Below are 22,322 nucleotides of genomic sequence, written 5' to 3'. Positions count from 1 at the left end.
TTCAGGGCTCGAGAGGGGCCGGCGGCGCCGGGTTGAGCCGCCACGCAGCTCCTGGAGACAAGGCCCCGGCCCCGACCGCGATATCAGGGGGCCGGATCGCCGGGCCGGATCGCCGGGCCGAATCGCCGGGCCGCGTTCCGGCCCGACTACTCGTGCGCGATGGCGGCCAGCACATTCATCCGCGAGGCGCGCAGCGCCGGCAGCACTGCCGCCACGAGCCCCACGACCACCGAGCCCACCACGACCGCGACGAGTGTGCCCCATGGCACGGCGAACGCCGTCATTCCCTCCAGTGCCAGCACCTGCTGCACCGCCACGCCCCACACCATTCCCAGAGCGAGCCCCAGCAGTGCCCCGAATACCGCGATCACGACTGATTCCAGCCGGATCATGCGCCTCAGCTGGACGCGTGAGAGTCCGATCGCGCGCAGCAGCCCGATCTCCCGGGTCCGCTCCACCACCGACAGGGCAAGGGTGTTGACCACGCCCAGCACGGCGATGACGATCGCCAGCCCCAGCAGCGCGTACACCAGGTAGAGCATCACGGCGATCTGCTGGCGGATCAGCTCCTTGTAGTCGGCCTGATCTCTGACCTGCACCTGCGGATACGGATCGAGGGCCGTCTCCAGGCCCTTACGCAGCTCCTGGACGTCGCTGCCGCTCTTGGCGTTGACGTAGAGGGCGGCCTCCTGCCCGCCCGGCAGATACTTCTCGGCGGTGGCGAGCCCCATGAACAGGCCGCCCTCCATCCCGGGCCCGCCGCTCTGGTCCATGTCCGTCAGCGCCCCCACCGTCAGCCTCGCGCGCTGTCCGCCCGCGAACTCGGCCGGCAGGACCGAACCGACGCGCACCTTGTGCTCGGTGGCGAACCTGCGGTCCATGGCGATGCTGTCAGGCGCGAGGGCGGCCGTCGTGTCCCCGCTCGCATAGGTGATGTGAGCGGCCTCGTCGAGCCGCGGGTCGTACCCGGAGGCCGTGGACTCCACCCGCTTCCCGTCCGGCAGGCTCAGCGCGAGCGGCGCGAAGCGCTGCCGTACGACGGTGCCCGCGCTGTCGACGCCCTTCACTTTCTCGGTGATCTCTTGCGGGAACGGCATGAAGTTGCTGTTCTGTACGACGAAGTCGGCGCCCAGCGTCTTGTCGATCTGGTCGTCGAAGGACTTGGTCATCGAGGCGCTGGCGATCGAGAGCCCGCCCACCAGCGCCAGGCCCACCATCAGCGCGGCCGCGGTGGCACCCGTGCGCCGCGGATTGCGCAGCGCGTTGCGCTGGCTCATCCGGCCGACCGAGCCGAACACCTTGGGGAACGCGCCGCCCAGCACCCGGATCACCGGCCGTACCAGCAGCGGTCCCGCCACCACGGTCGCGATCAGCGTCAGCACCACGCCGAGACCGAGCAGTGAGGACGCTGTCGCCGTCCGCTCGCTCGCCACGCAGCCGGCCAGCGCTGCCGCTCCCGCCGCGCCGACCACGCTTCCGGCAATCGCCCGGATCTTCAACGGCCGCCCCACACCGGCGACTTCGGCGTCCGCGAGCGCGGCCATGGGGGAGACCTTGGCCGCCCGCCGGGCCGGCAGATAGGCGGCCACGAAAGTGACGCCGAGACCGACCGCGTACGCGGACACCGGCGTCGCCACACCCAGCACCATCTCGGCGGCGCTCAGATTCATGCCGAGCAGGCCCATGAGCTCGATCAGCCCGGCCGCGAGCCCGATCCCGGCGGCGAGACCGAGCGTCGAGCCGACAAGACCCAGCAGCACGGCCTCGGTGAGTACGGAGCGGCGCACCTGGCGGCGGTCCGCGCCGAGTGCCCGCAGCAGCCCCAGTTCGCGGGTGCGCTGGGCGATCAGCATGGAGAAGGTGTTGACGATCAGGAAGATGCCGACGAGCACGGCCACACCCGCGAAGCCGAGCATCACCCACTTGATGACATCCAGGAAGCCGCCGAGCTGGGCCGCGGCCGACTTGGCCTGCTCGTCGGCGGTCCTGAGGTCGTAGGCGTCACCGAGCTCTGCCGCGATCCGCCGCTTGAGCGTGGCGTCGCTGACAGTGTCCGCGGCGTCCACCGAGATCGAGGTGGCCACACCCGGCCTGCCGAGCAGCTTGGTCTGGGCTGTCGGAGTGTCCAGGAAGACCAGCGCGGCGCCCGGGTTGGTGGTGGTGAACGTCGCGATGCCGACGACCTCGACCTTGAACGAGCCCGGCCGCGCGAGGACGGTGAGCGTGTCCCCGATGTCCACCTTCTTCTTGTCGGCGGTGTCCTTGTCGAGCAGCGCCTCGCCCGGCCCGCTCGGCTCGCGCCCGCTGGTCAGCTTCACCGGGCTGCGATCGGTGAGGTTCCAGTTGGTGGCGATGGTGGGGGCGCCGGTGGTCGGTCCGACGGGGTCGTTCTTGTCGTCGACGACGGTGATGTTCTCCACCGCCGCGCCGATGTGTGTGGCTTTCACGCCGTCGACCGAGCCGATCCGGTCGGCGAGTTCGACTGGCAGGGTGCGTACGACTCCGGTCGGCAACCTCTCGTTGATGCCCTTCTTCGGCGCGACCGTCACATCCGCGGCGGTGGAGGCGAAGAGCCGGTCGAAGGTACGGGAGACGGTGTCCGAGAAGATCAGGCTGCCGCTGACGAAGGCCACGGACAGCAGCACCGCCAGCGCCGACAGCAGCAGTCGGCCCTTGTGCGCGAAGAAGCTCCGCAGCGTCGCTTTCAGCATCGTGGCCTCAGCTCTTGCGCAGGGCGTCGGAGCCGGGGGCCTGGGACTGTCCGCCGGAGAACAGGCGCATGCGTTCCAGGACCGCCTCCGCCGTCGGGTCCCGCATGATGTCGACGATCCGTCCGTCCGCCAGGAACAGCACCAGGTCGGAGTAGGCGGCCGCGCCGGGGTCGTGCGTCACCATCACCACCGTCTGGTCCAGCCGGTCGACGGCTTCGCGCAGGAAGGTGAGCACCTCGGCGCCCGCGCGCGAGTCGAGATTGCCGGTCGGCTCGTCCGCGAAGATCAGCTCGGGGCGGGAGGCCAGCGCCCGCGCACAGGCCACCCGCTGCTGCTGCCCGCCGGAGAGCTGGGCGGGCCGGTGCTCCAGCCGGTCGCGCAGCCCGAGCGTGTCGATGACCTGCTCGACCCACTCGCGGTCCGGTTTGCGCCCGGCGATGTCCATGGGGAGCGTGATGTTCTCGGCGGCGGTCAGCGTGGGCAGCAGGTTGAAGGCCTGGAACATAAAGCCGATCCGGTCCCGGCGCAGCCGGGTCAGCTCACGGTCCTTGAGACCGGTGATCTCCGTGTCGCCCAGCCAGACCTGACCGGCGGAGACGCTGTCGAGCCCGGCGAGGCAGTGCATCAGTGTGGACTTCCCGGACCCGGAAGGACCCATGACCGCGGTGAACCGGCCGCGCGCAATGTCGACGTCGACGGCGTCCAGGGCGCGTACGGTCGTCTCCCCGCTGCCGTACGCCTTGGTCAGGGCCCGCGCCCGGGCAGCGAGCGGCACACCCGGGGCCTGGTCGTGGGCGGGTGCAGTGGCAGGTGTCGACAAGGCCGCCTCCCGGGTCGTGGCCGCTCCAACTCCCGTACAAGAGGCGAGAGTAGAGGGGACGTGCGTGCGCCGGTATCCCTCGCAGGTCCGGTCCTCCGGGTTCATGTAAGGGGCACCTGAAGGACCTCTTGCTCATGCTAGCGCCCGTGCGCTAGCTTTGTCGTGTGGCGAAGACTCAGTTGAACGTGAGAGTGGACGAGTCCACCGCGGAGGCCGCGCGCCGGCGGGCCATGCAGCGCGGGATGAGTGTGAACCGCTACATCGAGGAGCTCGTCAAGCAGGACGCGGGCGAGGTGGGACGCACTTTCGTCGAGGCGGCGTCGGACTTCATGAAGCAGTACGAATCCGTGTTCGCGGAGGAGTTCGGCGAGTCCGGCACCGGCACCGACAGGGGTAGTGGCAAGGGCATGGGAAGCGGCAAGGGCACCGGGCGCGAAGGCAAGCGTTGACTCTTCAGATCGACCTCGCGTGGCTGCTCATGGTCGCGGAGCACAAGACCCCCGGCGATCCACAGGTCAGCGACTGGGGCGCGCTCGTCGCGGCAGTCAGCCGTCATGACGCCGAGATATTCGGCATCCCGGTCTACAGCGACCCGCACGCCCGCGCCGCGTCCCTGCTTCAGCTGCTGCTGCATGTGCCCGCGCTCGAGCACTCCAACGCGATGTTCGCCTCCGCCGTCGCATACGGCTATCTCGTGGCCAGCGGACTGAAGGTCGTCACCTCACCCGTGCGCGTACGGGACTTGGCGCGGCTGGTCAAGGAGGGCAAGGCGGACGTCGGAACCATCGCCGACGAACTGCGGCAGTGGAGCCGGTGAGTACGCGGGATCCGGTGATCACCCGCCCGCGGTTTCGCTGAAGGGCCGCCGTGCCACGCCCAGCACACAGGGGGACGACGGCAGCCGCAGGCCACTCTCGGGCACCCGCAACCTGCGAAACGTCCCCAGCTGGAAGCCCGCGCCCTCGATCGCGGCGACGGTGTCCCGCGCGGTGTGGCACCCGCCGAACAACAGCGGCCACACCGTGCGGTCCAGGGCCCGCTGGACCCGTGCCATGCCCTTGGTCTCGGCCAGACCGTGCTCGAAGAACCGCAGCTCACCCTCCGGCCGCAGGACCCGTCTGATCTCGGCGAGGGCCCGCGGCAGATCCCGTACGGAGCACAGCACCAGCGACACCACGGCCGCGTCGAACGCCTCACTCTTGACCGGCAGCGCCTCGGCCGCCCCCGGCACCACGTCCACCGGAACATCGGCGCTGCGCGCGGCCTGCGCCGCCAAGTGCCGCAGACTGCGCTCCGGTTCGAGCGCCACGACCTCGGAGACGGCCGACGGGTAGTGCGCGAAGTTCAGGCCGTTGCCCGCGCCGATCTCGATCACCCGGCCGGACAGCCCGGACAGCAACTCCTGGCGGTAGGCGGCTATGCCCGCGCTCGTCTCGGCCGCCACGCTCAGCTTGGCGTAGACACGGGCGAAGACCGGATGGTGGACGGCGTCCCGGGGCACTTTGGTGCTGCGCAGGGGCATTGCGGGCCTCCTCGGAACGGCGGTGCACTCACCGTCATTGTCCCCCTGCGGCGACCAAGCAGAACTCGTTCCCCTCGGGATCGACCAGGACCTGGAACCTTCCGTGATCGTCGGTGACGACCGCGCCGAGCCGTACGGCGCCGAGCCGCACGGCCTCGTCGGCGGCATCGTCCACCTCACCCGCGTCGAGATCGAGATGGAGCCGGTTCTTGGCCGTCTTGCCCTCGGGTACGCGCTGGAAGGCGACCCGTACGAAACCGGGCGGATCGATGTACGACCAGTCGGCGCTTCGGTCCACCGGGTCTCCGCCGAGCAGGGCCGCCCAGAAGCGCACCAGGCGGGCGGGGTCGTGGCAGTCGAAGACGATCTCGTCGATCCGGGCTCGCACGAGGATCAGCGTACGGCGGCGGCGAACGCCTCGGCGTCCCACTCACCGCCGAGCCGGGGCGCGAGCCAACTCCCTGCCCGCGCACGGAACTCGGCGGGCGCCAGCGCGCCCGCCCCTTCCGGCACCGCGCCCAGTAGCGGCGCGCCCGCGGCCTCGGGCAGATCAGCGAGATTGCAGCGGGCGGCCAGATCCGGCCTGCCGGGCCAGCTCCCGACCACCACGCCGAGGTGTTCCAACTCCCGTGCCCGCAGGGCCTCCGCGGTCAGCGCGACCGCATTGAGCGTGCCGAGACCGGCGGGCGCGACGACCAGCACGGGCGCGCCCAGCAGCCCCGCTACATCGGCGAGCGACCCGCCGTCCTCGTCGAACCGCACGAGCAGCCCCCCCGCCCCCTCGACCAGCACGAGGTCATGCTCCGCGGCCAGCTTCTCGACTGCCTCGGCCACCTCATGCGGCCGCACGGTCGCCATCCGGGCCCGCCGCGCGGCGGTCGCGGGTGCCAACGGCTCCGGAAACCGCGCGAGTTCGACCCCGGTCACCGCCCCCGCGAGCCGGGCGACCTCGGCAACGTCCCCCGGTTCACCGGCAGCGAGCCCGGTCTGCGCCGGTTTCACGACGGCGACGGACCGCCCCCGCGCCCGGAAGGCCGAGGCGACTGCGGCGGTCACGACGGTCTTGCCGATCTCGGTCCCGGTCCCGCTGACAACGATGACGCTCATGTGGCTCCTGCTCTGTCCCGCATCCGTACCCCCGCATGGGCCTCACCCCGACACCGCGCGGGCCTCACCCCGACGCCGCCGCCGCGCACACCGCCCGCGCTATCCGGGCGATGTCCTCGTCCGCCGACACAAAGGGCGGCATGGTGTAGATCAGGTCCCGGAACGGCCGCAGCCACACCCCCTCGCGCACCGCCGCCTCCGTCGCCGCCGCCATGTCCACCTCGTGGTCCAGTTGTACGACGCCGATCGCCCCCAGCACCCGTACGTCGCTCACACCCGGCAGGTCGCGCGCCGGCGCCAGTCCCTGCGTCAGTGCGGCCTCGATCCGCTTGACCTCCTGCTGCCAGTCCTGGCCGAGCAGCAGATCGATCGAGGCGCAGGCCACCGCCGACGCCAGCGGGTTGCCCATGAACGTCGGCCCGTGCGCCAGTACCGGCACCTCGCCCCTGGAGATGCCGTCCGCCACCCGCGAGGTGCACAGCGTCGCCGCCATCGTGAGATAGCCGCCGGTCAGCGCCTTGCCCAGGCACATCACATCAGGTGAGACCCCTGCGTGCTCCGCCGCGAACAGCGCGCCCGTGCGTCCGAACCCCGTCGCGATCTCGTCGAAGATCAGCAGCACGCCGTGCTCGTCGCACGCCTCCCGCAGCACCCGCAGATACTCGGGGGAGTGGAACCGCATCCCGCCAGCCCCCTGCACCACGGGCTCCACGATCACCGCGGCCAGCTCGTCAGCGTGCCGCGCGACAGCATCGCGCAGCTGCTGTGCGTACGACTCCTCGAACCCGGCCGGGGGCGCGTCCACGAAGATCTGGCGCGGCAGCACCCCCGACCACAGCTCGTGCATCCCGCCCTCGGGGTCGCACACCGACATCGGCTGCCAGGTGTCCCCGTGGTACCCGCCGCGCCATGTCAGCAGCCGCTGTTTGGCCGGCCGCCCCACCGAGCGCCAGTACTGCAGGCACATCTTCACCGCGACCTCGACCGAGACCGAGCCCGAGTCGCAAAGGAAGACGTGCCGCAGCGGCTCGGGGGTGATCTCGACCAGCCGGGCCGCCAGCCGTACGGCGGGCTCGTGCGTGAGCCCGCCGAACATCACATGGCTCATCCGCTCCAGCTGGCTGTGGGCCGCCTCGTTGAGCACCGGGTGGTTGTAGCCGTGGATCGCCGACCACCAGGACGACATGCCGTCGACCAACTCGCGCTGCCCGTGCACCGGTTCGGCCAGCCGCAGCCGTACCCCGGATGCCGACTGGACGATCAGCGGATCCGTACGGCCCGGCATCGGTCCGTACGGGTGCCACACATGCGCCCGGTCCAGCGCCAGCAGTTCGCCGGGGCTGTAGGCGGTCTCAGGCATTGGGCGCCAGATCGGTGCCGGCGCCGCGGCGGCGCACGGCGACCAGATCCGTACGGGCCCCGGGCACATCCGCCGTGGGCACCTCGGCGGCGGGCTCGCTGTCACCGCAGGGCGCGCACCCGCCGGAGTGCGAACCGCAGCCGCCGCCGAGCGCCTCCGCACGGTGCTCGGGCAGCGTCGTCGTGTCCGTGCCCTCCACCTCGAACCCCGCGTCGGCGATCATGTCGAGGTCGGTCTGTCCGGCCTGCCCCTCGCTGGTGAGGTAGTCACCGAGGAAGATCGAGTTGGCCAGGTGCAGCGCGAGCGGCTGCATCGAACGCAGATGCACCTCGCGGCCGCCCGCGAGCCGAACCTCCACGTCGGGGCAGACGAAACGGACCATGGCCAGGATCCGCAGCGCGCGCTGCGGGGTGAGGTTCCACTCCTTGGCCAGCGGCGTGCCCTCGAACGGGATCAGGAAGTTCACCGGCACCGAGTCCGGGTCCAGCTCGCGCAGCGAGAAGACGACATCGACCAGGTCGTCGTCGCTCTCGCCCATGCCCGCGATCAGCCCGGAGCAGGCGGAGAGCCCCGCTGCCTGCGCCTGGTGCACGGTGTCCACCCGATCGGCGTAGGTGTGGGTGGTGGTGATGTCCCCGTATGTCCCCTCGGACGTATTGAGGTTGTGGTTGTACGCGTCGGCGCCCGCGGCCCGCAGCCGCTCCGCCTGCCCACCCGAGAGCAGCCCGAGGCAGGCGCAGACCTCGACGTCCTCGTTCTGCTCCTTGATCGCCTCGATCGTCTTGGAGACCCGGTCGACGTCGCGGTCCGTCGGACCGCGGCCGCTGGCCACCAGGCAGACCCGCTTGGCGCCGCCCGCCACCCCCGCCGCGGCCGCCTGGGAGGCCTCATCGGGCTTCAGCCAGGTGTACTTGAGGATCTCGGCCTTGGAGCCGAGCCGCTGGGAGCAGTAGGAACAGTCCTCGGGGCACAGCCCCGATTTCAGGTTGACGAGATAGTTCAGTTTCACCCGTCGCCCGAACCACTGGCGGCGCACCTTGCCGGCCGCGGCCACCACATCGAGCAGATCGTCGTCGGGGGTCGCCAGCACGGCGAGCGCTTCTTCACGGGTCGGCAGCTCGCGCCGCAGCCCCTTCTCCACCAGCGTGTTCAGCAGGTCCATGGCGCAGATCCTGACGTACGGCACACGTTGTGGCCAAGGAGGAACCCCACAACAGAGCATGTTTGAGGTGTGTGCATGGCCACATCCGGTCCGGGAGCGACCCCGGCTAGGGTCTGTGCGCTGCCTACAAAAGGACCGGACCACCATGCCCCAGGATCCTTTCGACTGGATCGACGACGAGTCGCGCCGCCGTGAAAGCGCGGGCCTCGTGCGTACGCTCCGGCCGCGCGCCGCCGACTCCGAGCTGCTGGATCTCGCCAGCAACGACTACCTGGGCCTCACCCGCCGTCCGGAGATCACCGGCGCGGCGGCCGAGGCTGCCCGCCGCTGGGGCGCGGGAGCCACCGGCTCCCGGCTGGTCACGGGCAGCACAGCGCTCCACGCCGAGCTGGAGCGGGAGCTTGCCGCCTTCTGCGGATTCGAGGCTGCCCTGGTGCTGTCCTCGGGCTATGCCGCGAACCTCGCCGCCGTGACCGCGCTGAGCGGCCGCGGCTCGCTGATCGTCTCCGACGCGGGCAACCACGCCTCGATCGTCGACGGCTGCCGGCTCTCGCGCGCGGAGACCGCGGTCGTCCCGCACGCCGATGTCGAGGCCGTACGCAAGACGCTCGACGCGGACCCCGGGCGGCGCGCCCTCGCGGTCACCGATTCGGTCTTCTCGGTGGATGGCGACGCCGCTCCGCTCACCGACCTGGCTCAGGCGTGCGGCGAGCACGGCGCCGCGCTGCTCGTCGACGACGCGCACGGTCTCGGCGTACTCGGCGACGGCGGGCGCGGAGCCCTGAACGCCGCGGGCATCGCGGGCGGCGCGGGCGTCGTCGCCACGCTCACGCTCTCCAAGTCCCTGGGCAGCCAGGGCGGCGCGGTTCTCGGCCCGGCCCGGGTGATCGACCACCTGATCAACACCGCCCGTACGTTCATCTTCGACACCGGCCTGGCGCCCGCCGCCACCGGAGCCGCGCTGGCGAGCCTGCGGCTCCTCGGCCGCGAACCGGCGCTGGCCGAGCGGGCCCGGACGGTCGCCGCGACCCTGCACCGCCGGCTCACCGACGTGGGCCTGACCGCCGCACGACCGGACGCCGCGGTCGTCTCCGTACGGGCGCCGTCCCCGGAGTCCGCGCTGCGCTGGGCCGCCGACTGCCGCGCGGCCGGCCTCGTCGTGGGTTGTTTCCGCCCTCCGTCGGTGCCGGACGGCATCTCCCGGATCAGGCTCACGGCGAGGGCGGATCTGACGGATCAGCAGATCGAGAAGGCGATCGCCACGATCACTCGGACCGCGCCGGTCGGCTGACCGTCAACGGGCGATCACGTGACCGTCTCCTCGTGGACCGCGGTCAGGAAGCGGGACCAGGCCCGCGGCGAGAAACGCAGGGCCTGCCGCGCGATGTTCTTGGAGTCCCTCAGCGCGAGCGTGTCGTCGGGCAGCCGGGCGGCCTCGACGCAGTTGTTCATTCCTGTGCTGCGGCTGCTGCGCCGCCACCGTAGTGATTCCTGTGCGAGGCGATCGGACATGTGGGGGGTGCCTCCTATGCGCCGTCACTGATCCGTGCGATGAGATCCAATGAGTCCGCCGGTGACAGAGCGCGCTTGCGCATCGCATGGAAGGCGGCGCTGTACACCTCAAGGTCTTCTTTCCGCTCGAGATAGAGGCTACTCGTCAAGTGGTCGAGAACAACCACGTCCAGATCAGAAGTGGCCGGAAAGGAGAAGATAACGAAAGACCCTGTGAGTCCCGCGTAGCCGCCGACGGAGAACGGCAGTACCTGGAGCCGCACATGGGGTAGTTGGGCGGCCTCCGCAAGCACACGCAGCTGCTCCCGCATCACTCGGCGGCCGCCCACCTCGCGCCGCAGCGCCGCCTCGTCGAGCACCGCACTCAGCTTGAGCGGCCGCTCCGCGCGCAGCACCGACTGACGCGCGATCCGCACCTCCACCAGCGAGTTGACGGTCGTCGCGGGCATTTCCTCCAGCGCCGCGCGGGTCACCGCATGTGCGTAGTCGGGCGTCTGGAGCAGGCCCGGCACCACCGAGGTCTCCAGGGTGCGCGCCGCACACGCAGTGGCCTCCAGACTGATGAAGTCCCGGTAATCGGGCGGGATCAGCCCGCGGAACGCATGCCACCAGTCGCTGCCCGCGCCGTCCGCCGCGCCCGCCAAGGTCTCCAGCATCGTGCGCAGTTGAGGATCACCAACGCCGTAGAGCTCCAGCAGCAGGGTCACATCGGCCGTCTTGACCCCGCTCGCGCCGGTCTCGATCCGGCTCACCTTCGACTGGTGCCAGCCCGCCAGCCGCCCGGCGTCCCGGCTGGTGAGACCCGCCTCCAGGCGCAGCCTGCGCAGCTCCTCGCCGAGCTTGCGACGGCGCACCGCGGGACCGTGCCGCATCTCCCGCTCCTTTCCGCACCTGAACAAATCGGAGTGTGCCGCCCAAATACGGTCTCGCGTAGCAGAGTTCACCGCTTTGAGCGACAGATATATGCACATCTTGGTGGATCGCCGCCCTCGACGGCACGTTAGGTGGCAGTCTGGCGCGAAGCGCAATCCGTGGCCGTCCTCGCATTCATCCGCTACGAGTCGGAGCCCGGCCCCGGTGGGAAAGGGACAGCGTCGCCATGGCAGACCATCAGGAAGCCTCCGTCACTTTGCCGAGCGCCCCAGCCTCGGTCTCCGCGGCCCGGACATTCGCCACCGACATCGTCTCCGAGTGGGGCCTGCCGGCCGGGACCGAAGCCGTCGACACCGTCCGGCTGATCGTCTCCGAACTCGCCACCAATGCCGTCCAGCACACCTTCGGCCAGTCGCCCACCTTCACCGTGGACCTGAGTCTCGAGCGGGACGAGCAGCTGCGCATCGGCGTTACCGACAGCCACCCTCGCTGGCCGCAGCGGCTGCCCGCCGCCGTCCGCCAGGACAACGGCCGAGGCATGGTCATCATCCGCAGCCTCACAGCGGAGTGCGGCGGACAGCTCTCCGTCACCCCGACCGCGGAGGGCGGCAAGACCGTCTGGATCGTCATGCCGTGGACTGCGCCGGTGCGGAGCTGATCATCGCCAGGCGGTCAGTTTCCCGCGCGGCCGAACGCCCCGCGCAGCAAGGCCCGCAGTGACTCGGCAGCGGGACCCGACTCCTCGCCGCGGTGCGCCACCGAGATCGTCCGCCGGAACGCCGCCGGTTCCAACTGCCGTACGCCGAGCGGCGTCGCGGCCATCGCGGCGACCATCTCCGGCACGACCGCCACCCCGAGCCCCGCGCTGACCAGCGCGCAGACCAGCGCATAGCCGGGCGACTCGCAGACCACAGCGGGGCTCGCGCCGGCCCGCGCCAGGGCCCCCTCGACCCCCTTGCGCGGCGGGTGCGAGGGAGCGCTGCTGATCAGCGGCTGGCCGGCCAGCTCTGATACCGGCAGCCGGCCCGAGCCACCGGCGAGCGCATGGCCGGGCGCCGTGACCAGGACCAGCTCCTCCACCAGCAGTGGATCCAGCACCACACCCGCGGGCGGCGTCGCCGGTTCGGCCGGTTCGTACGCATGGGTCAGCGCCAGATCCGCATCGCCCGCCGCCACCGCCAGGACCCCGCCCGGCGGTTCGTACTCCGCGACGGTGAGCTCCACATCCGGATGGGCACGGCGAAACGCGCTCAGCACCGGCGGCAGCAGATGGATGCCCACCGTCGTGAACGTGCCCACCCGCAGCCGCCCGCCGGACAGGCCCGCCAGTCGCGCCAGCTCGTGCCGCGCCTGCTCCAGCTCGTCCAGCACCCGGCGGGCCCGCGTCGCCAGCAGCTCGCCCGCGGCCGTCAGCCGCGCGCCGCGGTGGTGGCGCACCAGCAGTGCCGCCCCGGCCTCCCGCTCCAGCTTGGCCAGCTGCTGGGACAGCGCGGGCGCGGTGTAGCCCAGACGGGCCGCCGCCCGGGTGATCGAACCGGCCTCGGCGACCGCCACCAGCGCCGCCAGCCGTGTCGGGTCGTACATGCCACCCCTTAAGCATCGCTTTAGGCAGACCTAGAAGACTGCAAGTAGACGCTAATGCCCTATCCGGTTCAGGATGGCTGTCATGGACGCACAACTCGTCGCCTTCATCGGGGTCGCCGCGGGCATGATCGCCATGCCGGGCGCGGATTTCACCGTCGTCGTTCGCAACGCCCTCGCCTCCCGGCGCTCGGGCGTGGCCTGCGCCGTCGGCGTCGCCGGGGGACTGCTCGTGCACACCGCGCTCGCGGTGGCGGGCCTCGCGGCGGTCCTGATCGCGGTGCCGGTGCTGTTCCGCACGCTGCAGATCGTGGGCGGCGCCTATGTGCTCTACCTGGGGGTACGGGCGGTACGCGGCGCGCTGCGTCCGGCGCACGCCGGGCCGGACCTCAAGGGCGAAGCGGCCGACGGCATCGGCCGCAGTCTGCGGCACGGTTTCCTCACCAACGTCCTCAACCCGAAGGCGCCGGTCCTCTTCCTCAGCCTGCTCCCGCAGTTCGTGCCGGACGGCGCGCCGGTGCTGCCGCGCACCCTGCTGCTCGCCGCGATCGTCGTCGTAATGGCGCTGCTCTGGTTCCCGGCGGTGGCGCTGCTGGTGGACCGGCTCGGGGCATGGCTGCGGCGGCCGCGCACCACCCGCGCCGTAGAGGGCGTCACCGGCGGCGCACTCACCGCGCTGGGCGTGAGCCTGCTGGCCCAGCCGCTGGCGCACTGATCCGGCGTTGGCGCACTGACGCGGCGTTGGCGCACCGGGCGCGTGCCCGGTGCGCCTACCGGGCCGTCAGCGCACCCGGCCGTACCAGACTTTCTTGGTCCAGATCTTCTCGAGCTTCACCCAGGAGCCGGACTTGGGCGAGTGCCAGATCTTGCCGCTGCCGGCGTAGATCCCGACGTGGTAGACGCTGCTGCCGGAGTGGAAGAAGACCAGATCCCCTCGCTTGCGCGAGGAGGCCGAGATACGGCGGGTCTTGTTGAACTGCTGCTGGGCGGTGCGTGGGAGCTTCTTGCCCGCCTTCTTGTATGAATAGAGCGTCAGCCCGGAGCAGTCGAACCGGGATGGGCCCGACGCGCCGTACCTGTAGGGCGCTCCCTTCTTCGAAGAGGCCACAAGAAGTGCCTCGTTGGCGTGGGCCGTAGCCGCTACTGCCTCGGAGGCGGCGCCGGGCACCAGCAGTGAGCCGCCGAAGGCGGCGAGGGTCAGGGCCGATACGGCACCCGCCCGGGTCAGCAGAAACGGGCTGTGAATGTGCGCAGTCATGCGCAACCCTTCGTCAGCCGCCTGTGAAGGATGACCTGTCGGGTTCGGACGGACGAAGATGCCCGGCCGCGGAACGCGGCTTCACCCCAAGGGACTACCGGAAATTCCGGATGTCCCGTCGTGCTTGGGTCCTCCACTCCTGCCGATGCACTTCTGTCGACCAGTCATCCGGAGCGGCGGCAGGACTCGGCGTCCGCCCGGACCGCCCCGCCGGGGATGGCGGGGGCTTGTCGTCCCAGGGATCTTGACCCACACCATGCCGGATTTCCGAGTCGAAATGACGGTTTGTGAGCTTCGACACCACTGATCTGTTCGGGTGGACAGAGTTGTTCCGGGGCCCGGCGGCGGACACCTGAGGACTCCCACACCAGCAGCGGAACAGGACATTCCGCCAAATCCGTAGTCATGGAGCGCAAGTTGTCCGTAGTCGATGAGGGGACGCTGAATACGTCGAATGGAGGACGGCCTCAGGTACCCCAATGGCGGTGGACGGAAGCGGCCGATTCGTCAACTCATCGACGCGGGCGGCATCGTCACCCGGCGCGCTCTGCGTTCGCCGTCGAGAACCCTGAGCGCCTCGGTGAGCGTCGTCGCATGGACCTCGCTCTCGCCGCGCATATGCATCACCGTCAGGGCGTCCTTGAGTGCGGTGGCCCTGCCGACCAGCGCCTGCGCCGCACGCAGCGCTCCATAGGTGTGCGTCGAGCGGGCCGGATTGATCCGTCCCAGCAGGTCGAGGACTTCGAGATAGCTGTCGATGAACTCGCACTCGGCGCGGGTCAGCGCCGGTAGCGGTGGCAGCTCGGGTGGCAGCATGCGGCGCTCACCTGGAACCGGGGGTGGAGAGCGACGTCTTGCGGTTCTTGATCACGTGGTCGACCAGTCCGTAGGCCTTGGCGTCCTGCGCCTCGAAGATCTTGTCGCGCTCCAGGTCGGCGGCGATCCGCTCCGGACTCTGGCCGGTGTGGCGTACGAGCATTTCGGCGAGTTGGGCGCGAAGCCGCAGCAACTCCCGTGCCTGGATCGCCAGATCGGACGGCTGGCCCTGCAACGGCTCGTCGAACGCGGGCTGCTGGACGACGATCCGGGCGCCCGGCAGTGCCATCCGCTTGCCGGGTGCGCCGGCGGCGAGCAGCAGGGCGGCGGTCGACGCGGCCTGCCCCAGACAGGTGGTCTCCACGTCGCAGGTGACCACCTGCATCGTGTCGTAGATCGCGGACATGGCGCTCAGCGAGCCGCCGGGGGAGTTGATGTAGAGCGAGATGTCCCGGTCAGGGGCGGCGTACTCGAGGTGCAGGAACTGTGCGATCACATCATTGGCGGCGGTGTCGTGGACGGCGGTGCCGAGGAAGATGATCCGCTCCTCGAGCAGCTTGGAGTACGGATCGAGGGTGCGGGATCCGACGCTGGTGCGCTCGGTGAACTGGGGCAGGACGTAGCGGGCGGCAGTGCGGATCATGGCATACCTCTCCTCGCGCAGTGGCCCTGAGGTCTCTGTAAAAAATGTACAGGACGTACAGGCCGTTATGATGGGGAGCATGGCCTACGAGATTCCGGTGACGCAAGCCCGCGCAGAGCTCGCCGAACTGATCAACCGCGTTGTCTACGGCGGGGAGCGCGTCGTCGTGACCCGACACGGGAAGCCGCTCGTGGCGCTGGTGTCAGCCGCTGACCTGGAGCGACTCGAGAAGAAGCAGGAGGCCGCCGAGGAGCAGGTGATCAGCTCGGTGTCCTCGCTGGGCTCGGTCGCGTCCGCTCCAGGCGAACGAGGACGCTTCGGTCTGGCGGCCGAGCACCGCCGCCCCGACCACCGCGGCTGACTCGGCGCCTGCCGAGTGTCAATGCGGCTGCGGCTGATGCCGCGCCGACGGGCGCGGCTGCCGGTGACGCGGCTGCCGGGTGACCGCGTGCCGCTGGGTGCGCACGCGAAAAAGGCCGCGCGCCCCGTCCGCTACAGCGGGGACACGCGGCCGGTCGAAGGTGTCGGCCGAAGGGATCAGCCGACGGGCACGGGAGTGGCTTCCCGGTGTTCCGTGGCCGCGGCGGGCCGCCCGCCCCGCCGCGCGCCCGCCAGCACCACCGCCAGTCCGAGCACTGCCCAGAGCGACAGTGTGAGGACGCTCGCCCCCGCGGCGCTGCCGTCGAAGTACGCCACCGAGCGGAGGGTCGTCGCGCCGGCGCCCGGTGGCAGCAACCGGCCGAGCGCTCCGGCCGGTTCCGGCAGCAGTTCGGGCGCGCTCGCGGCTCCGGAGAACGGGTTGCCGATCAGCACCATCAGCAGGCCGCCGAGGGCGACTCCCGGCGTGCCCATCAGAGCGCCGAGCCCGGCCACGCCGGCGCTCGTGGCGAGAACGGTCAGAGCGAGCACTCCCGCCTCGGCCCACCAGGAGCCGGTGAGCACGCCGAGCCAGCTGTCGGCCAGCACGGCCGCGGTGATGCCGGCCAGGACCGAGGCGCCGACGAGAGCGGCCACCGCGCGCGCCCCGCGCAGCCGCAGCAAGGTGACGACCGCGCCGGCCGCGACGCCAGCCAGCGCCAGCGGCAGGATGCTCGCGCCGAGCGCGCCGCCGCGCGGATCGCCGGCGGGCGTCGGCACGACATCCGTCACCGGTACGGGGGTGCCGGCCGGAGCCTGCGAAGTGACGGCCTCCTTGAGGAGCTGGGCCACGACGGGGCTCGCCGCCGAGGCGGTCAGCAGGTGCGGCCCCCGGTCGGTGAGGACCACCGCTCCGTATACGACCCGGTCCTCGACCGCGGTGCGGGCGGCGGCCTCGTCGTCGTAGCGGTGAACGTCGAAGGCTCCCTCCCGCTGCTCGAAGCGCTCCTCCAACTGGGCGGTGGCACTCGCGGGTCCGGCGATGCCGATGGGCACCTCGCGGGGTGCGATACGGGCCGCGGGCCAGGCGAAGGCCCAGAGCGCGAGCGCCACCACTGCAGGGATCAGCGCCATCACCGCGACCGTGCGGCGAGTGGGCGTAGTGGACATGATGACCCTCAATTCAAAGAGAATGATCGTTCGTTTTTAGGTTGACCTCACTGTCGCGCCGGGGTCCGGAGCTTGTCAAGAAGGAATGTTCGTTTTAGTTTGATCGCATGGCCCGCGTATCCCAGGAACACCTCGACGCCCGCCGCCGCCAGATCCTCGACGGCGCCGCCCGCTGCTTCGCCCGCAACGGCTTCCACGCCACATCGATGCAGGACATCCTGGGTGAGGCGGGCCTGTCGGCCGGCGCCGTCTACCGCTACTTCCGCAGCAAGGAGGAGCTGATCGCGGCAATCGCCGACGAGGCCTTCGCGGGGATCCGCGGAGCCTTCGAAGAGGCCGCCCGGACCACCCCGCCGCCGACCCCCGACGTACTCCTCGGCCGGGTGCTGCGCCGGATGCTGGAAGAGCAGGTGCCCGGCGGGGACAGGCAGGCCTTCGCCCGGCTGATCGTGCAGGTGTGGACGGAGACGCTGCGCAACGAACAGCTCGCCGCGACCCTCGACGAGGGCTATGGCGGGATGCGCCTGGTCTGGGCGAAGCTCGTCGACGTGTACCGCGCCAACGGCCTGATGGGCACTGACGTACCCGCAGACCATGTGGCCCGCACGCTCATCGCCACAGCCCAGGGCTTCATCGCCCAGCAGGCGCTCTTCGGCAATGTCGAGGTCGGTGTCCTGGAGGACGGCCTGCGGGCGCTGATGTCGATGGGGGACCGGCCGATGGGGGAACCGTCGACGGGGGATACGGGGGAGACGAAGGAGAGTTAACGCGACGGAAAAGATTCCGCCCTACCGTTCAACCCCTGCCCGCGAGGTGTTCGCGTACGGGTCAACGATGCGTTGACGTGACCTGGAGCCCGCTGCGCCCAGGCGGGCCCGGGCCGGACGACTGTGAGGTGGACGCGTGCAACTCTCCCCGCACGAGCAGGAACGACTGCTCATTCATGTGGCGGCCGACGTGGCTCAGAAGCGCCGTGCGCGTGGGGTGACGCTGAACCACCCCGAGTCCGTCGCCCTCATCACCTCGCACATCCTCGAAGGCGCCAGGGACGGACGTACGGTCGCCGAGCTCATGGCGTCGGGCCGAAAGGTGCTCACCCGCGCGGACGTCATGGAAGGCGTCCCCGAGATGATCCACGACGTCCAGGTCGAGGCGACCTTCCCGGACGGCACCAAGCTCGTCACCGTCCACGACCCGATCGACTGAGAGGGAGGGCAGCCAAGATGATCCCCGGAGAGATCCTCCACGCCGACGGGCCCGTCGCCCTCAACGAGGGCCGCGAGGTCACCCGCCTCACCGTCGTCAACGCCGCCGACCGCCCAGTGCAGGTCGGCTCCCACTACCACTTCGCCGAGGCCAACCCCGGTCTGGACTTCGATCGCGGGGTCGCCCGCGGCCTGCGGCTGAACATCGCGGCGGGCACCGCCGTGCGATTCGAGCCCGGTATCCCCATTGACGTCGAACTCGTCCCCTTCACCGGCCTGCGCGTCATCGCCGGGCTGCGGGGAGAGACCGGAGGTGCGCTCGATGCCTGAACTCCACCGTGCCGTCTACGCCGACCTCTTCGGCCCGACCACCGGCGACCGGATCCGCCTCGCCGACACCGACCTCTTCGTCGAGATCGAGGAGGACCGCTGCGGCGGGCCCGGACTCGCGGGCGACGAGGCAGTGTTCGGCGGCGGCAAGGTGATCCGCGAGTCCATGGGCCAGTCCTGTACGACTCGTGCGGAGGGCGCACCCGACACGGTCGTCACCGGTGTCGTTATCATCGATCACTGGGGCATCGTCAAGGCCGACATCGGCATCCGTGACGGCCGGATCGCGGGTATCGGCAAGGCCGGCAACCCCGACACGATGGACGGCGTCCACCCCCGCCTCGTCATCGGCCCCGAGACCGAGGTAATCGCCGGCAACGGGAAGTTCGTCACCGCGGGCGCGATCGACGCGCACGTCCACTTCATCTCGCCGACGATCATCGACCAGGCCCTCGCGACCGGGGTCACCACCCTCGTCGGCGGCGGCACCGGGCCGGCCGAGGGCACCAAGGCCACCACCATCACGCCTGGGCCGTGGCACCTTGCCCGGATGTTCGAGGCGATGGACTCCCTGCCCGTCAACATCGGACTGCTCGGCAAGGGCAACACCATGTCCCGCGAGGCCATGCACTCCCAACTGCGCGGCGGTGCACTCGGGTTCAAGATCCATGAGGACTGGGGCGCGACCCCCGCCGTCATCGACGCCTGTCTGAGCGTCTGCGAGGAGACGGGCGCGCAGCTCGCCATTCACACGGACACCCTGAACGAGGCGGGCTTCGTCGGCGACACCCTCGCCGCCGTCGCGGGCCGTACGATCCACGCGTACCACAGCGAGGGCGCGGGCGGCGGGCACGCACCGGACATCATCACCGTGGTCTCCGAGCCGTATGTTCTGCCCAGCTCCACCAACCCGACCCGGCCGCACACCGTCAACACCATCGAGGAACACCTCGACATGCTGATGGTCTGCCACCACCTCAACCCGGCCGTGCCCGAGGACCTCGCCTTCGCCGAGTCGCGGATCCGGCCCTCCACCATCGCGGCCGAGGACATACTGCACGACCTCGGCGCCATCTCGATCATCTCCTCCGACTCCCAGGCCATGGGCCGCGTCGGCGAAGTGATCATGCGTACCTGGCAGACCGCGCATGTGATGAAGAAGCGCCGGGGCGCACTGCCCGGCGACGGTCGTGCCGACAACCGACGCGCACGTCGCTATGTCGCCAAATACACCATCAACCCCGCGGTCGCACAGGGCCTCGACCACGAGGTCGGCTCGGTGGAGACGGGCAAGCTCGCCGATCTGGTGCTGTGGGACCCGGCGTTCTTCGGCGTCAAACCGCTCCTCGTCATCAAGGGCGGGCAGATCGCGTACGCGCAGATGGGCGACGCCAACGCCTCCATCCCGACCCCGCAGCCCGTTATGCCGCGGCCGATGTTCGGCGCGCTGGGGCGGGCGGCGTCGGTGAGCTCGGTCAACTTCGTCGCCGAGGCGGCGATCGAGGACGGACTGCCCGAACGCCTGGGCCTGGCCAAGAAGTTCATGCCCATCACCAGCACCCGGCAGATCACCAAGGCCGATATGCGGGAGAACGACGCCCGGCCGCGAGTCGAGGTCGACGCCGACACCTTCACGGTGACGATCGACGGCGAGCCGGTCGAGCCCTCTCCCGCCGCCGAACTCCCCATGGCCCAGCGCTACTTCCTCTTCTGATGAGCCGCGATGAGTAGAGCTGCCCTGCTGGTCCTCGCCGACGGCCGGTTTCCCGCCGGTGGCCACGCCCACTCCGGCGGCGCCGAACCGGCCGTCAAGGCGGGGCGGATCCGCGATGCGCGCGACCTGGCGGAGTTCTGCCGGGGGCGACTGCACACCACCGGCCTCACCGCGGCGGCGCTCGCCGCCGCGGCCGCCCTGGGCCTCGACCCGCTGGAGCTGGACGACGCGGCCGACGCCCGCACCCCCTCGCCCGCGTTGCGGGCCACCGCCCGCAAGCTCGGCCGGCAGATGATGCGCGCCGCCCGCTCCACCTGGCCCGGCGCCGAACTCGACGCGCTGGCCGCAGCCCGCCCGCGCGGCGCCCACCAGCCGATCGTCCTCGGGCTCGCCGCCCGGTCCGCCGGACTCGGCCCCGAGGACGCCGCGCACATTGCGGCGTACGAGACGGTCAGCGGCCCGGCCACCGCCGCCGTACGCCTCCTCAGCCTGGACCCCTTCGAGGCCACCGCCGTCCTCGCCCGCCTCGCACCCGACCTCGACCAGATCGCTGAACGGGCCGCACGCGCCGCGCACGACGGCATCGACGCGCTGCCCGCCGCGTCCGCCCCGCTGCTCGAGATCACGGCTCAGGCCCATGCCGCCTGGCCCGTACGCCTCTTCGCCTCGTAAGACATAAGGGAGCCGCACCTATGCACCTCGACCACGCCAACGACGGCCCGGCCGCCGTCAGCGCCGACGCCGTACGCCCCGACGGCAAACGCCGCGCCCTGCGCATCGGCCTGGGCGGACCTGTCGGCTCCGGCAAGACCGCCACCGTCGCCGCGCTCTGCGGCGAACTGCGAGACCAGCTGTCCATCGCCGTCGTCACCAACGACATCTACACCCGCGAGGACGCCGAATTCCTGCTCCGTCACGCCGTACTGCCGCCCGAGCGCATCCAGGCCGTCGAGACCGGCGCCTGCCCGCACACCGCAATCCGCGACGACATCTCCGCCAACCTCGAAGCCGTCGAGGACCTGGAGGAGAGCGTCGGCCCGCTCGATCTGATCCTCGTCGAGTCCGGCGGCGACAATCTCACCGCGACCTTCTCCAAGGGGCTGGTGGACGCCCAGATCTTCGTCATCGACGTCGCGGGCGGGGACGACATCCCGCGCAAGGGCGGCCCCGGAGTCACCACCGCGGACCTTCTCGTCATCAACAAGACCGACCTCGCGCCCCACGTCGGCTCCGATCTGCGGCGCATGGCCCGCGACGCCAAGGAGCAGCGCGGTGAACTCCCCGTCCTCTTCACCTCGTTGAAGGGCGAGGATGGCGTCGGCCCGGTCGCCGACTGGGTGCGCGCACAGTTCGCCGCCTGGACCGCATGAGCGTCGAGGCCACCGCCCGTATCGTCGCCACCCGCGACGGCCTGCCGGTGCTGGTGAGCGACGGGCCGCTCGCCGTGCGCCGCACCCGCGCCACGGGGCCGTACACCCGCGTCACCGTCGTCGGCGCGATGAGCGCGCCGCTCGGCGGCGACCGGCTCGCCATCGAGGCGGACGCGGGGGAGGGAGCCCGGCTCCTCGTGGACTCCGCCGCCGCGACCGTCGCACTGCCCGGACGGAGTCCCGAACAGGCCCACTACGACGTGCGGCTGACGGTCGGTGAGAACGCCGAGCTGCGCTGGCTGCCGGAGCAGCTCGTCTCCGCGTACGGCAGCGATCTGCGGATGCGTACGAGGGTCGAACTGGCCGCCACCGCACGGCTGGTGCTGCGCGAGGAGCAGATCCTGGGCCGGTACGGCGAACAGTCCGGCACCCTCGCCAGCCGCCTCACCGTCCACCTCGCCGGACGCCCCCTGCTCGACCAGGAGCTCGGCTACGGCCCCGGCGCACCCGGCGGCTGGGACGGCCCCGCGGTCCTCGCCGGGCACCGGGCCGTCGGCCAACTTCTCGTCGTGGACCCACAGTTCGAGGACAAGCCTGCCGAGCCGCAGCTGCTGGGCGAGACCGCGACCCTCATGCCGCTCGCCGGCCCGGCCTTCCTGGTCACCGCCGTAGCCCCGGACGCCCGCCAACTGCGGTGCGTACTCGACGATGTGCTGCAGGCCCGACTGCCCGGCTGACCGCACCGCTCAGCGGGACACCTCACACCGGTTATTGGTTCGGTAAAGAACACCAGTACGGACTGTTCCCGGCA

At 70.9% G+C, this 22,322-nt stretch carries 27 protein-coding genes and 1 riboswitch; of the genes, 13 read left to right on the top strand and 14 right to left on the bottom strand.

The genetic code is table 11. The features are described 5' to 3' along the window. Positions 1-146 precede the first annotated feature (146 nt). Positions 147-2,711, bottom strand: a complete 2,565-nt coding sequence (locus J7E87_RS01625; protein ID WP_215089113.1) for an ABC transporter permease — start codon at positions 2,709-2,711, stop codon at positions 147-149. 7 nt (positions 2,712-2,718) lie between these two features. Next, positions 2,719-3,531 carry an ABC transporter ATP-binding protein gene (locus J7E87_RS01620; RefSeq protein WP_215089112.1) on the bottom strand — a complete coding sequence of 271 codons (813 nt, stop codon included), beginning with the start codon at positions 3,529-3,531 and terminating at the stop codon, positions 2,719-2,721. 164 nt (positions 3,532-3,695) lie between these two features. Between J7E87_RS01620 and J7E87_RS01615 the strand changes: the two genes are divergently transcribed. Both J7E87_RS01615 and J7E87_RS01610 read left to right on the top strand, forming a co-directional pair. After that, positions 3,696-3,980 carry an antitoxin gene (locus tag J7E87_RS01615; protein WP_215089111.1) on the top strand — a complete coding sequence of 95 codons (285 nt, stop codon included), beginning with the start codon at positions 3,696-3,698 and terminating at the stop codon, positions 3,978-3,980. Next, complete coding sequence (locus J7E87_RS01610; RefSeq protein WP_215089110.1) at positions 3,977-4,348, top strand: fic family toxin-antitoxin system, toxin component; 372 nt, start codon at positions 3,977-3,979, stop codon at positions 4,346-4,348. Before J7E87_RS01615 ends, J7E87_RS01610 begins: the two co-directional genes overlap by 4 nt. An 18-nt stretch (positions 4,349-4,366) precedes the next feature. On the opposite strand, the gene J7E87_RS01605 is transcribed toward J7E87_RS01610, so the two are convergent. The 5 genes from J7E87_RS01605 to bioB all read right to left on the bottom strand — a co-directional run bounded on the left by J7E87_RS01605 (position 4,367) and on the right by bioB (position 8,682). After that, a complete protein-coding gene (locus J7E87_RS01605) occupies positions 4,367-5,053 on the bottom strand; it encodes a class I SAM-dependent methyltransferase (RefSeq protein WP_215089109.1) in 687 nt (228 codons plus the stop codon). Between the two features lie 34 nt (positions 5,054-5,087). After that, entirely contained in the window at positions 5,088-5,441 is a 354-nt protein-coding gene (locus tag J7E87_RS01600; protein WP_215089108.1) for a VOC family protein, read from the bottom strand. 5 nt (positions 5,442-5,446) lie between these two features. Next, entirely contained in the window at positions 5,447-6,160 is a 714-nt protein-coding gene (gene bioD / locus J7E87_RS01595) for a dethiobiotin synthase (protein ID WP_215089107.1), read from the bottom strand. Positions 6,161-6,224: 64 nt separating this feature from the next. Next, a complete protein-coding gene (locus J7E87_RS01590) occupies positions 6,225-7,520 on the bottom strand; it encodes an adenosylmethionine--8-amino-7-oxononanoate transaminase (protein WP_215089106.1) in 1,296 nt (431 codons plus the stop codon). Continuing rightward, positions 7,513-8,682 (bottom strand): biotin synthase BioB, encoded by a 1,170-nt coding sequence (gene bioB / locus J7E87_RS01585; RefSeq protein WP_215089105.1) that lies wholly within the window; start codon positions 8,680-8,682, stop codon positions 7,513-7,515. Before bioB ends, J7E87_RS01590 begins: the two co-directional genes overlap by 8 nt. Positions 8,683-8,827: 145 nt before the next feature. Between bioB and J7E87_RS01580 the strand changes: the two genes are divergently transcribed. Further along, a complete protein-coding gene (locus J7E87_RS01580; RefSeq protein ID WP_215089104.1) occupies positions 8,828-9,973 on the top strand; it encodes an 8-amino-7-oxononanoate synthase in 1,146 nt (381 codons plus the stop codon). Between the two features lie 14 nt (positions 9,974-9,987). Here the strand turns inward: J7E87_RS01580 and J7E87_RS01575 are convergent, their stop codons facing one another. Together J7E87_RS01575 and J7E87_RS01570 are read right to left on the bottom strand one after the other, a co-directional pair. Beyond that, complete coding sequence (locus J7E87_RS01575; RefSeq protein ID WP_215089103.1) at positions 9,988-10,194, bottom strand: DUF397 domain-containing protein; 207 nt, start codon at positions 10,192-10,194, stop codon at positions 9,988-9,990. A 14-nt stretch (positions 10,195-10,208) separates the two neighbouring features. Then, positions 10,209-11,066, bottom strand: coding sequence for a helix-turn-helix transcriptional regulator (locus J7E87_RS01570; RefSeq protein ID WP_215089102.1), 858 nt, complete (start codon positions 11,064-11,066; stop codon positions 10,209-10,211). A gap of 227 nt (positions 11,067-11,293) precedes the next feature. On the opposite strand from J7E87_RS01570, the gene J7E87_RS01565 reads away from it, so the two are divergent. Further along, positions 11,294-11,725 (top strand): ATP-binding protein, encoded by a 432-nt coding sequence (locus tag J7E87_RS01565; RefSeq protein ID WP_215089101.1) that lies wholly within the window; start codon positions 11,294-11,296, stop codon positions 11,723-11,725. A gap of 14 nt (positions 11,726-11,739) precedes the next feature. Here J7E87_RS01565 and J7E87_RS01560 read toward each other — a convergent pair whose 3' ends face one another. After that, entirely contained in the window at positions 11,740-12,651 is a 912-nt protein-coding gene (locus tag J7E87_RS01560) for a LysR family transcriptional regulator (RefSeq protein ID WP_215089100.1), read from the bottom strand. A gap of 82 nt (positions 12,652-12,733) precedes the next feature. Here J7E87_RS01560 and J7E87_RS01555 point away from each other — a divergent pair, with 82 nt between their 5' ends. After that, positions 12,734-13,363: a LysE family translocator gene (locus tag J7E87_RS01555; RefSeq protein WP_215089099.1), complete on the top strand. Its 630-nt coding sequence runs from the start codon at positions 12,734-12,736 to the stop codon at positions 13,361-13,363. 66 nt (positions 13,364-13,429) lie between these two features. Here J7E87_RS01555 and J7E87_RS01550 read toward each other — a convergent pair whose 3' ends face one another. From J7E87_RS01550 to J7E87_RS01540, 3 genes are all read right to left on the bottom strand, one after another. Further along, positions 13,430-13,906, bottom strand: coding sequence for a C40 family peptidase (locus J7E87_RS01550; RefSeq protein WP_215089098.1), 477 nt, complete (start codon positions 13,904-13,906; stop codon positions 13,430-13,432). Positions 13,907-13,908: 2 nt separating this feature from the next. Further along, positions 13,909-14,095, bottom strand: a riboswitch (cyclic di-AMP (ydaO/yuaA leader). 318 nt (positions 14,096-14,413) lie between these two features. Beyond that, entirely contained in the window at positions 14,414-14,722 is a 309-nt protein-coding gene (locus J7E87_RS01545; RefSeq protein ID WP_215089097.1) for a hypothetical protein, read from the bottom strand. 7 nt (positions 14,723-14,729) lie between these two features. Continuing rightward, entirely contained in the window at positions 14,730-15,365 is a 636-nt protein-coding gene (locus tag J7E87_RS01540) for an ATP-dependent Clp protease proteolytic subunit (protein WP_215089096.1), read from the bottom strand. 79 nt (positions 15,366-15,444) lie between these two features. Between J7E87_RS01540 and J7E87_RS01535 the strand changes: the two genes are divergently transcribed. Then, a complete protein-coding gene (locus tag J7E87_RS01535; protein WP_215089095.1) occupies positions 15,445-15,726 on the top strand; it encodes a type II toxin-antitoxin system Phd/YefM family antitoxin in 282 nt (93 codons plus the stop codon). Between the two features lie 176 nt (positions 15,727-15,902). Here the strand turns inward: J7E87_RS01535 and J7E87_RS01530 are convergent, their stop codons facing one another. Then, entirely contained in the window at positions 15,903-16,892 is a 990-nt protein-coding gene (locus J7E87_RS01530; protein ID WP_215089094.1) for an ABC transporter permease, read from the bottom strand. A gap of 107 nt (positions 16,893-16,999) precedes the next feature. Between J7E87_RS01530 and J7E87_RS01525 the strand changes: the two genes are divergently transcribed. The 7 genes from J7E87_RS01525 to J7E87_RS01495 all read left to right on the top strand — a co-directional run bounded on the left by J7E87_RS01525 (position 17,000) and on the right by J7E87_RS01495 (position 22,248). After that, positions 17,000-17,659, top strand: a complete 660-nt coding sequence (locus J7E87_RS01525) for a TetR/AcrR family transcriptional regulator (protein WP_215089093.1) — start codon at positions 17,000-17,002, stop codon at positions 17,657-17,659. 136 nt (positions 17,660-17,795) lie between these two features. Beyond that, positions 17,796-18,098 carry an urease subunit gamma gene (locus J7E87_RS01520; RefSeq protein WP_215089092.1) on the top strand — a complete coding sequence of 101 codons (303 nt, stop codon included), beginning with the start codon at positions 17,796-17,798 and terminating at the stop codon, positions 18,096-18,098. A 17-nt stretch (positions 18,099-18,115) separates the two neighbouring features. Further along, complete coding sequence (locus tag J7E87_RS01515) at positions 18,116-18,427, top strand: urease subunit beta (protein WP_215089091.1); 312 nt, start codon at positions 18,116-18,118, stop codon at positions 18,425-18,427. After that, the gene (locus J7E87_RS01510; protein WP_215089090.1) at positions 18,420-20,141 is read left to right on the top strand and encodes an urease subunit alpha; all 1,722 of its coding nucleotides are present in this window, start codon (positions 18,420-18,422) and stop codon (positions 20,139-20,141) included. Before J7E87_RS01515 ends, J7E87_RS01510 begins: the two co-directional genes overlap by 8 nt. A 9-nt stretch (positions 20,142-20,150) precedes the next feature. After that, positions 20,151-20,813 carry an urease accessory protein UreF gene (locus tag J7E87_RS01505; protein ID WP_215089089.1) on the top strand — a complete coding sequence of 221 codons (663 nt, stop codon included), beginning with the start codon at positions 20,151-20,153 and terminating at the stop codon, positions 20,811-20,813. Positions 20,814-20,833: 20 nt separating this feature from the next. Beyond that, entirely contained in the window at positions 20,834-21,511 is a 678-nt protein-coding gene (gene ureG / locus J7E87_RS01500; protein ID WP_215089088.1) for an urease accessory protein UreG, read from the top strand. Beyond that, positions 21,508-22,248 carry an urease accessory protein UreD gene (locus J7E87_RS01495; RefSeq protein WP_215089087.1) on the top strand — a complete coding sequence of 247 codons (741 nt, stop codon included), beginning with the start codon at positions 21,508-21,510 and terminating at the stop codon, positions 22,246-22,248. The genes ureG and J7E87_RS01495 overlap by 4 nt, the downstream gene beginning before the upstream one ends. The last annotated feature ends 74 nt before the right edge of the window (positions 22,249-22,322 follow it).

Origin of the sequence: Streptomyces sp. ISL-1 (assembly GCF_018614585.1) — a bacterium.
Lineage (GTDB): Bacteria > Actinomycetota > Actinomycetes > Streptomycetales > Streptomycetaceae > Streptomyces > Streptomyces maoxianensis.
This window is presented reverse-complemented; position numbering and strand designations above follow the sequence as displayed.

Coding starts and splice junctions, on each gene's coding strand:
- J7E87_RS01505 (WP_215089089.1), top strand. CDS start 20,151: ATGAGTAGAGCTGCCCTGCTGGTCCTCGCCGACGGCCGGTTTCCCGCC.
- J7E87_RS01605 (WP_215089109.1), bottom strand. CDS start 5,053: ATGCCCCTGCGCAGCACCAAAGTGCCCCGGGACGCCGTCCACCATCCG.
- J7E87_RS01570 (WP_215089102.1), bottom strand. CDS start 11,066: ATGCGGCACGGTCCCGCGGTGCGCCGTCGCAAGCTCGGCGAGGAGCTG.
- J7E87_RS01625 (WP_215089113.1), bottom strand. CDS start 2,711: ATGCTGAAAGCGACGCTGCGGAGCTTCTTCGCGCACAAGGGCCGACTG.
- J7E87_RS01555 (WP_215089099.1), top strand. CDS start 12,734: ATGGACGCACAACTCGTCGCCTTCATCGGGGTCGCCGCGGGCATGATC.
- J7E87_RS01545 (WP_215089097.1), bottom strand. CDS start 14,722: ATGCTGCCACCCGAGCTGCCACCGCTACCGGCGCTGACCCGCGCCGAG.
- J7E87_RS01495 (WP_215089087.1), top strand. CDS start 21,508: ATGAGCGTCGAGGCCACCGCCCGTATCGTCGCCACCCGCGACGGCCTG.
- J7E87_RS01565 (WP_215089101.1), top strand. CDS start 11,294: ATGGCAGACCATCAGGAAGCCTCCGTCACTTTGCCGAGCGCCCCAGCC.
- J7E87_RS01535 (WP_215089095.1), top strand. CDS start 15,445: ATGGCCTACGAGATTCCGGTGACGCAAGCCCGCGCAGAGCTCGCCGAA.
- J7E87_RS01510 (WP_215089090.1), top strand. CDS start 18,420: ATGCCTGAACTCCACCGTGCCGTCTACGCCGACCTCTTCGGCCCGACC.
- J7E87_RS01530 (WP_215089094.1), bottom strand. CDS start 16,892: ATGTCCACTACGCCCACTCGCCGCACGGTCGCGGTGATGGCGCTGATC.
- J7E87_RS01580 (WP_215089104.1), top strand. CDS start 8,828: ATGCCCCAGGATCCTTTCGACTGGATCGACGACGAGTCGCGCCGCCGT.
- J7E87_RS01550 (WP_215089098.1), bottom strand. CDS start 13,906: ATGACTGCGCACATTCACAGCCCGTTTCTGCTGACCCGGGCGGGTGCC.
- J7E87_RS01515 (WP_215089091.1), top strand. CDS start 18,116: ATGATCCCCGGAGAGATCCTCCACGCCGACGGGCCCGTCGCCCTCAAC.
- bioB (WP_215089105.1), bottom strand. CDS start 8,682: ATGGACCTGCTGAACACGCTGGTGGAGAAGGGGCTGCGGCGCGAGCTG.
- J7E87_RS01540 (WP_215089096.1), bottom strand. CDS start 15,365: ATGATCCGCACTGCCGCCCGCTACGTCCTGCCCCAGTTCACCGAGCGC.
- J7E87_RS01560 (WP_215089100.1), bottom strand. CDS start 12,651: ATGTACGACCCGACACGGCTGGCGGCGCTGGTGGCGGTCGCCGAGGCC.
- bioD (WP_215089107.1), bottom strand. CDS start 6,160: ATGAGCGTCATCGTTGTCAGCGGGACCGGGACCGAGATCGGCAAGACC.
- ureG (WP_215089088.1), top strand. CDS start 20,834: ATGCACCTCGACCACGCCAACGACGGCCCGGCCGCCGTCAGCGCCGAC.
- J7E87_RS01590 (WP_215089106.1), bottom strand. CDS start 7,520: ATGCCTGAGACCGCCTACAGCCCCGGCGAACTGCTGGCGCTGGACCGG.
- J7E87_RS01575 (WP_215089103.1), bottom strand. CDS start 10,194: ATGTCCGATCGCCTCGCACAGGAATCACTACGGTGGCGGCGCAGCAGC.
- J7E87_RS01525 (WP_215089093.1), top strand. CDS start 17,000: ATGGCCCGCGTATCCCAGGAACACCTCGACGCCCGCCGCCGCCAGATC.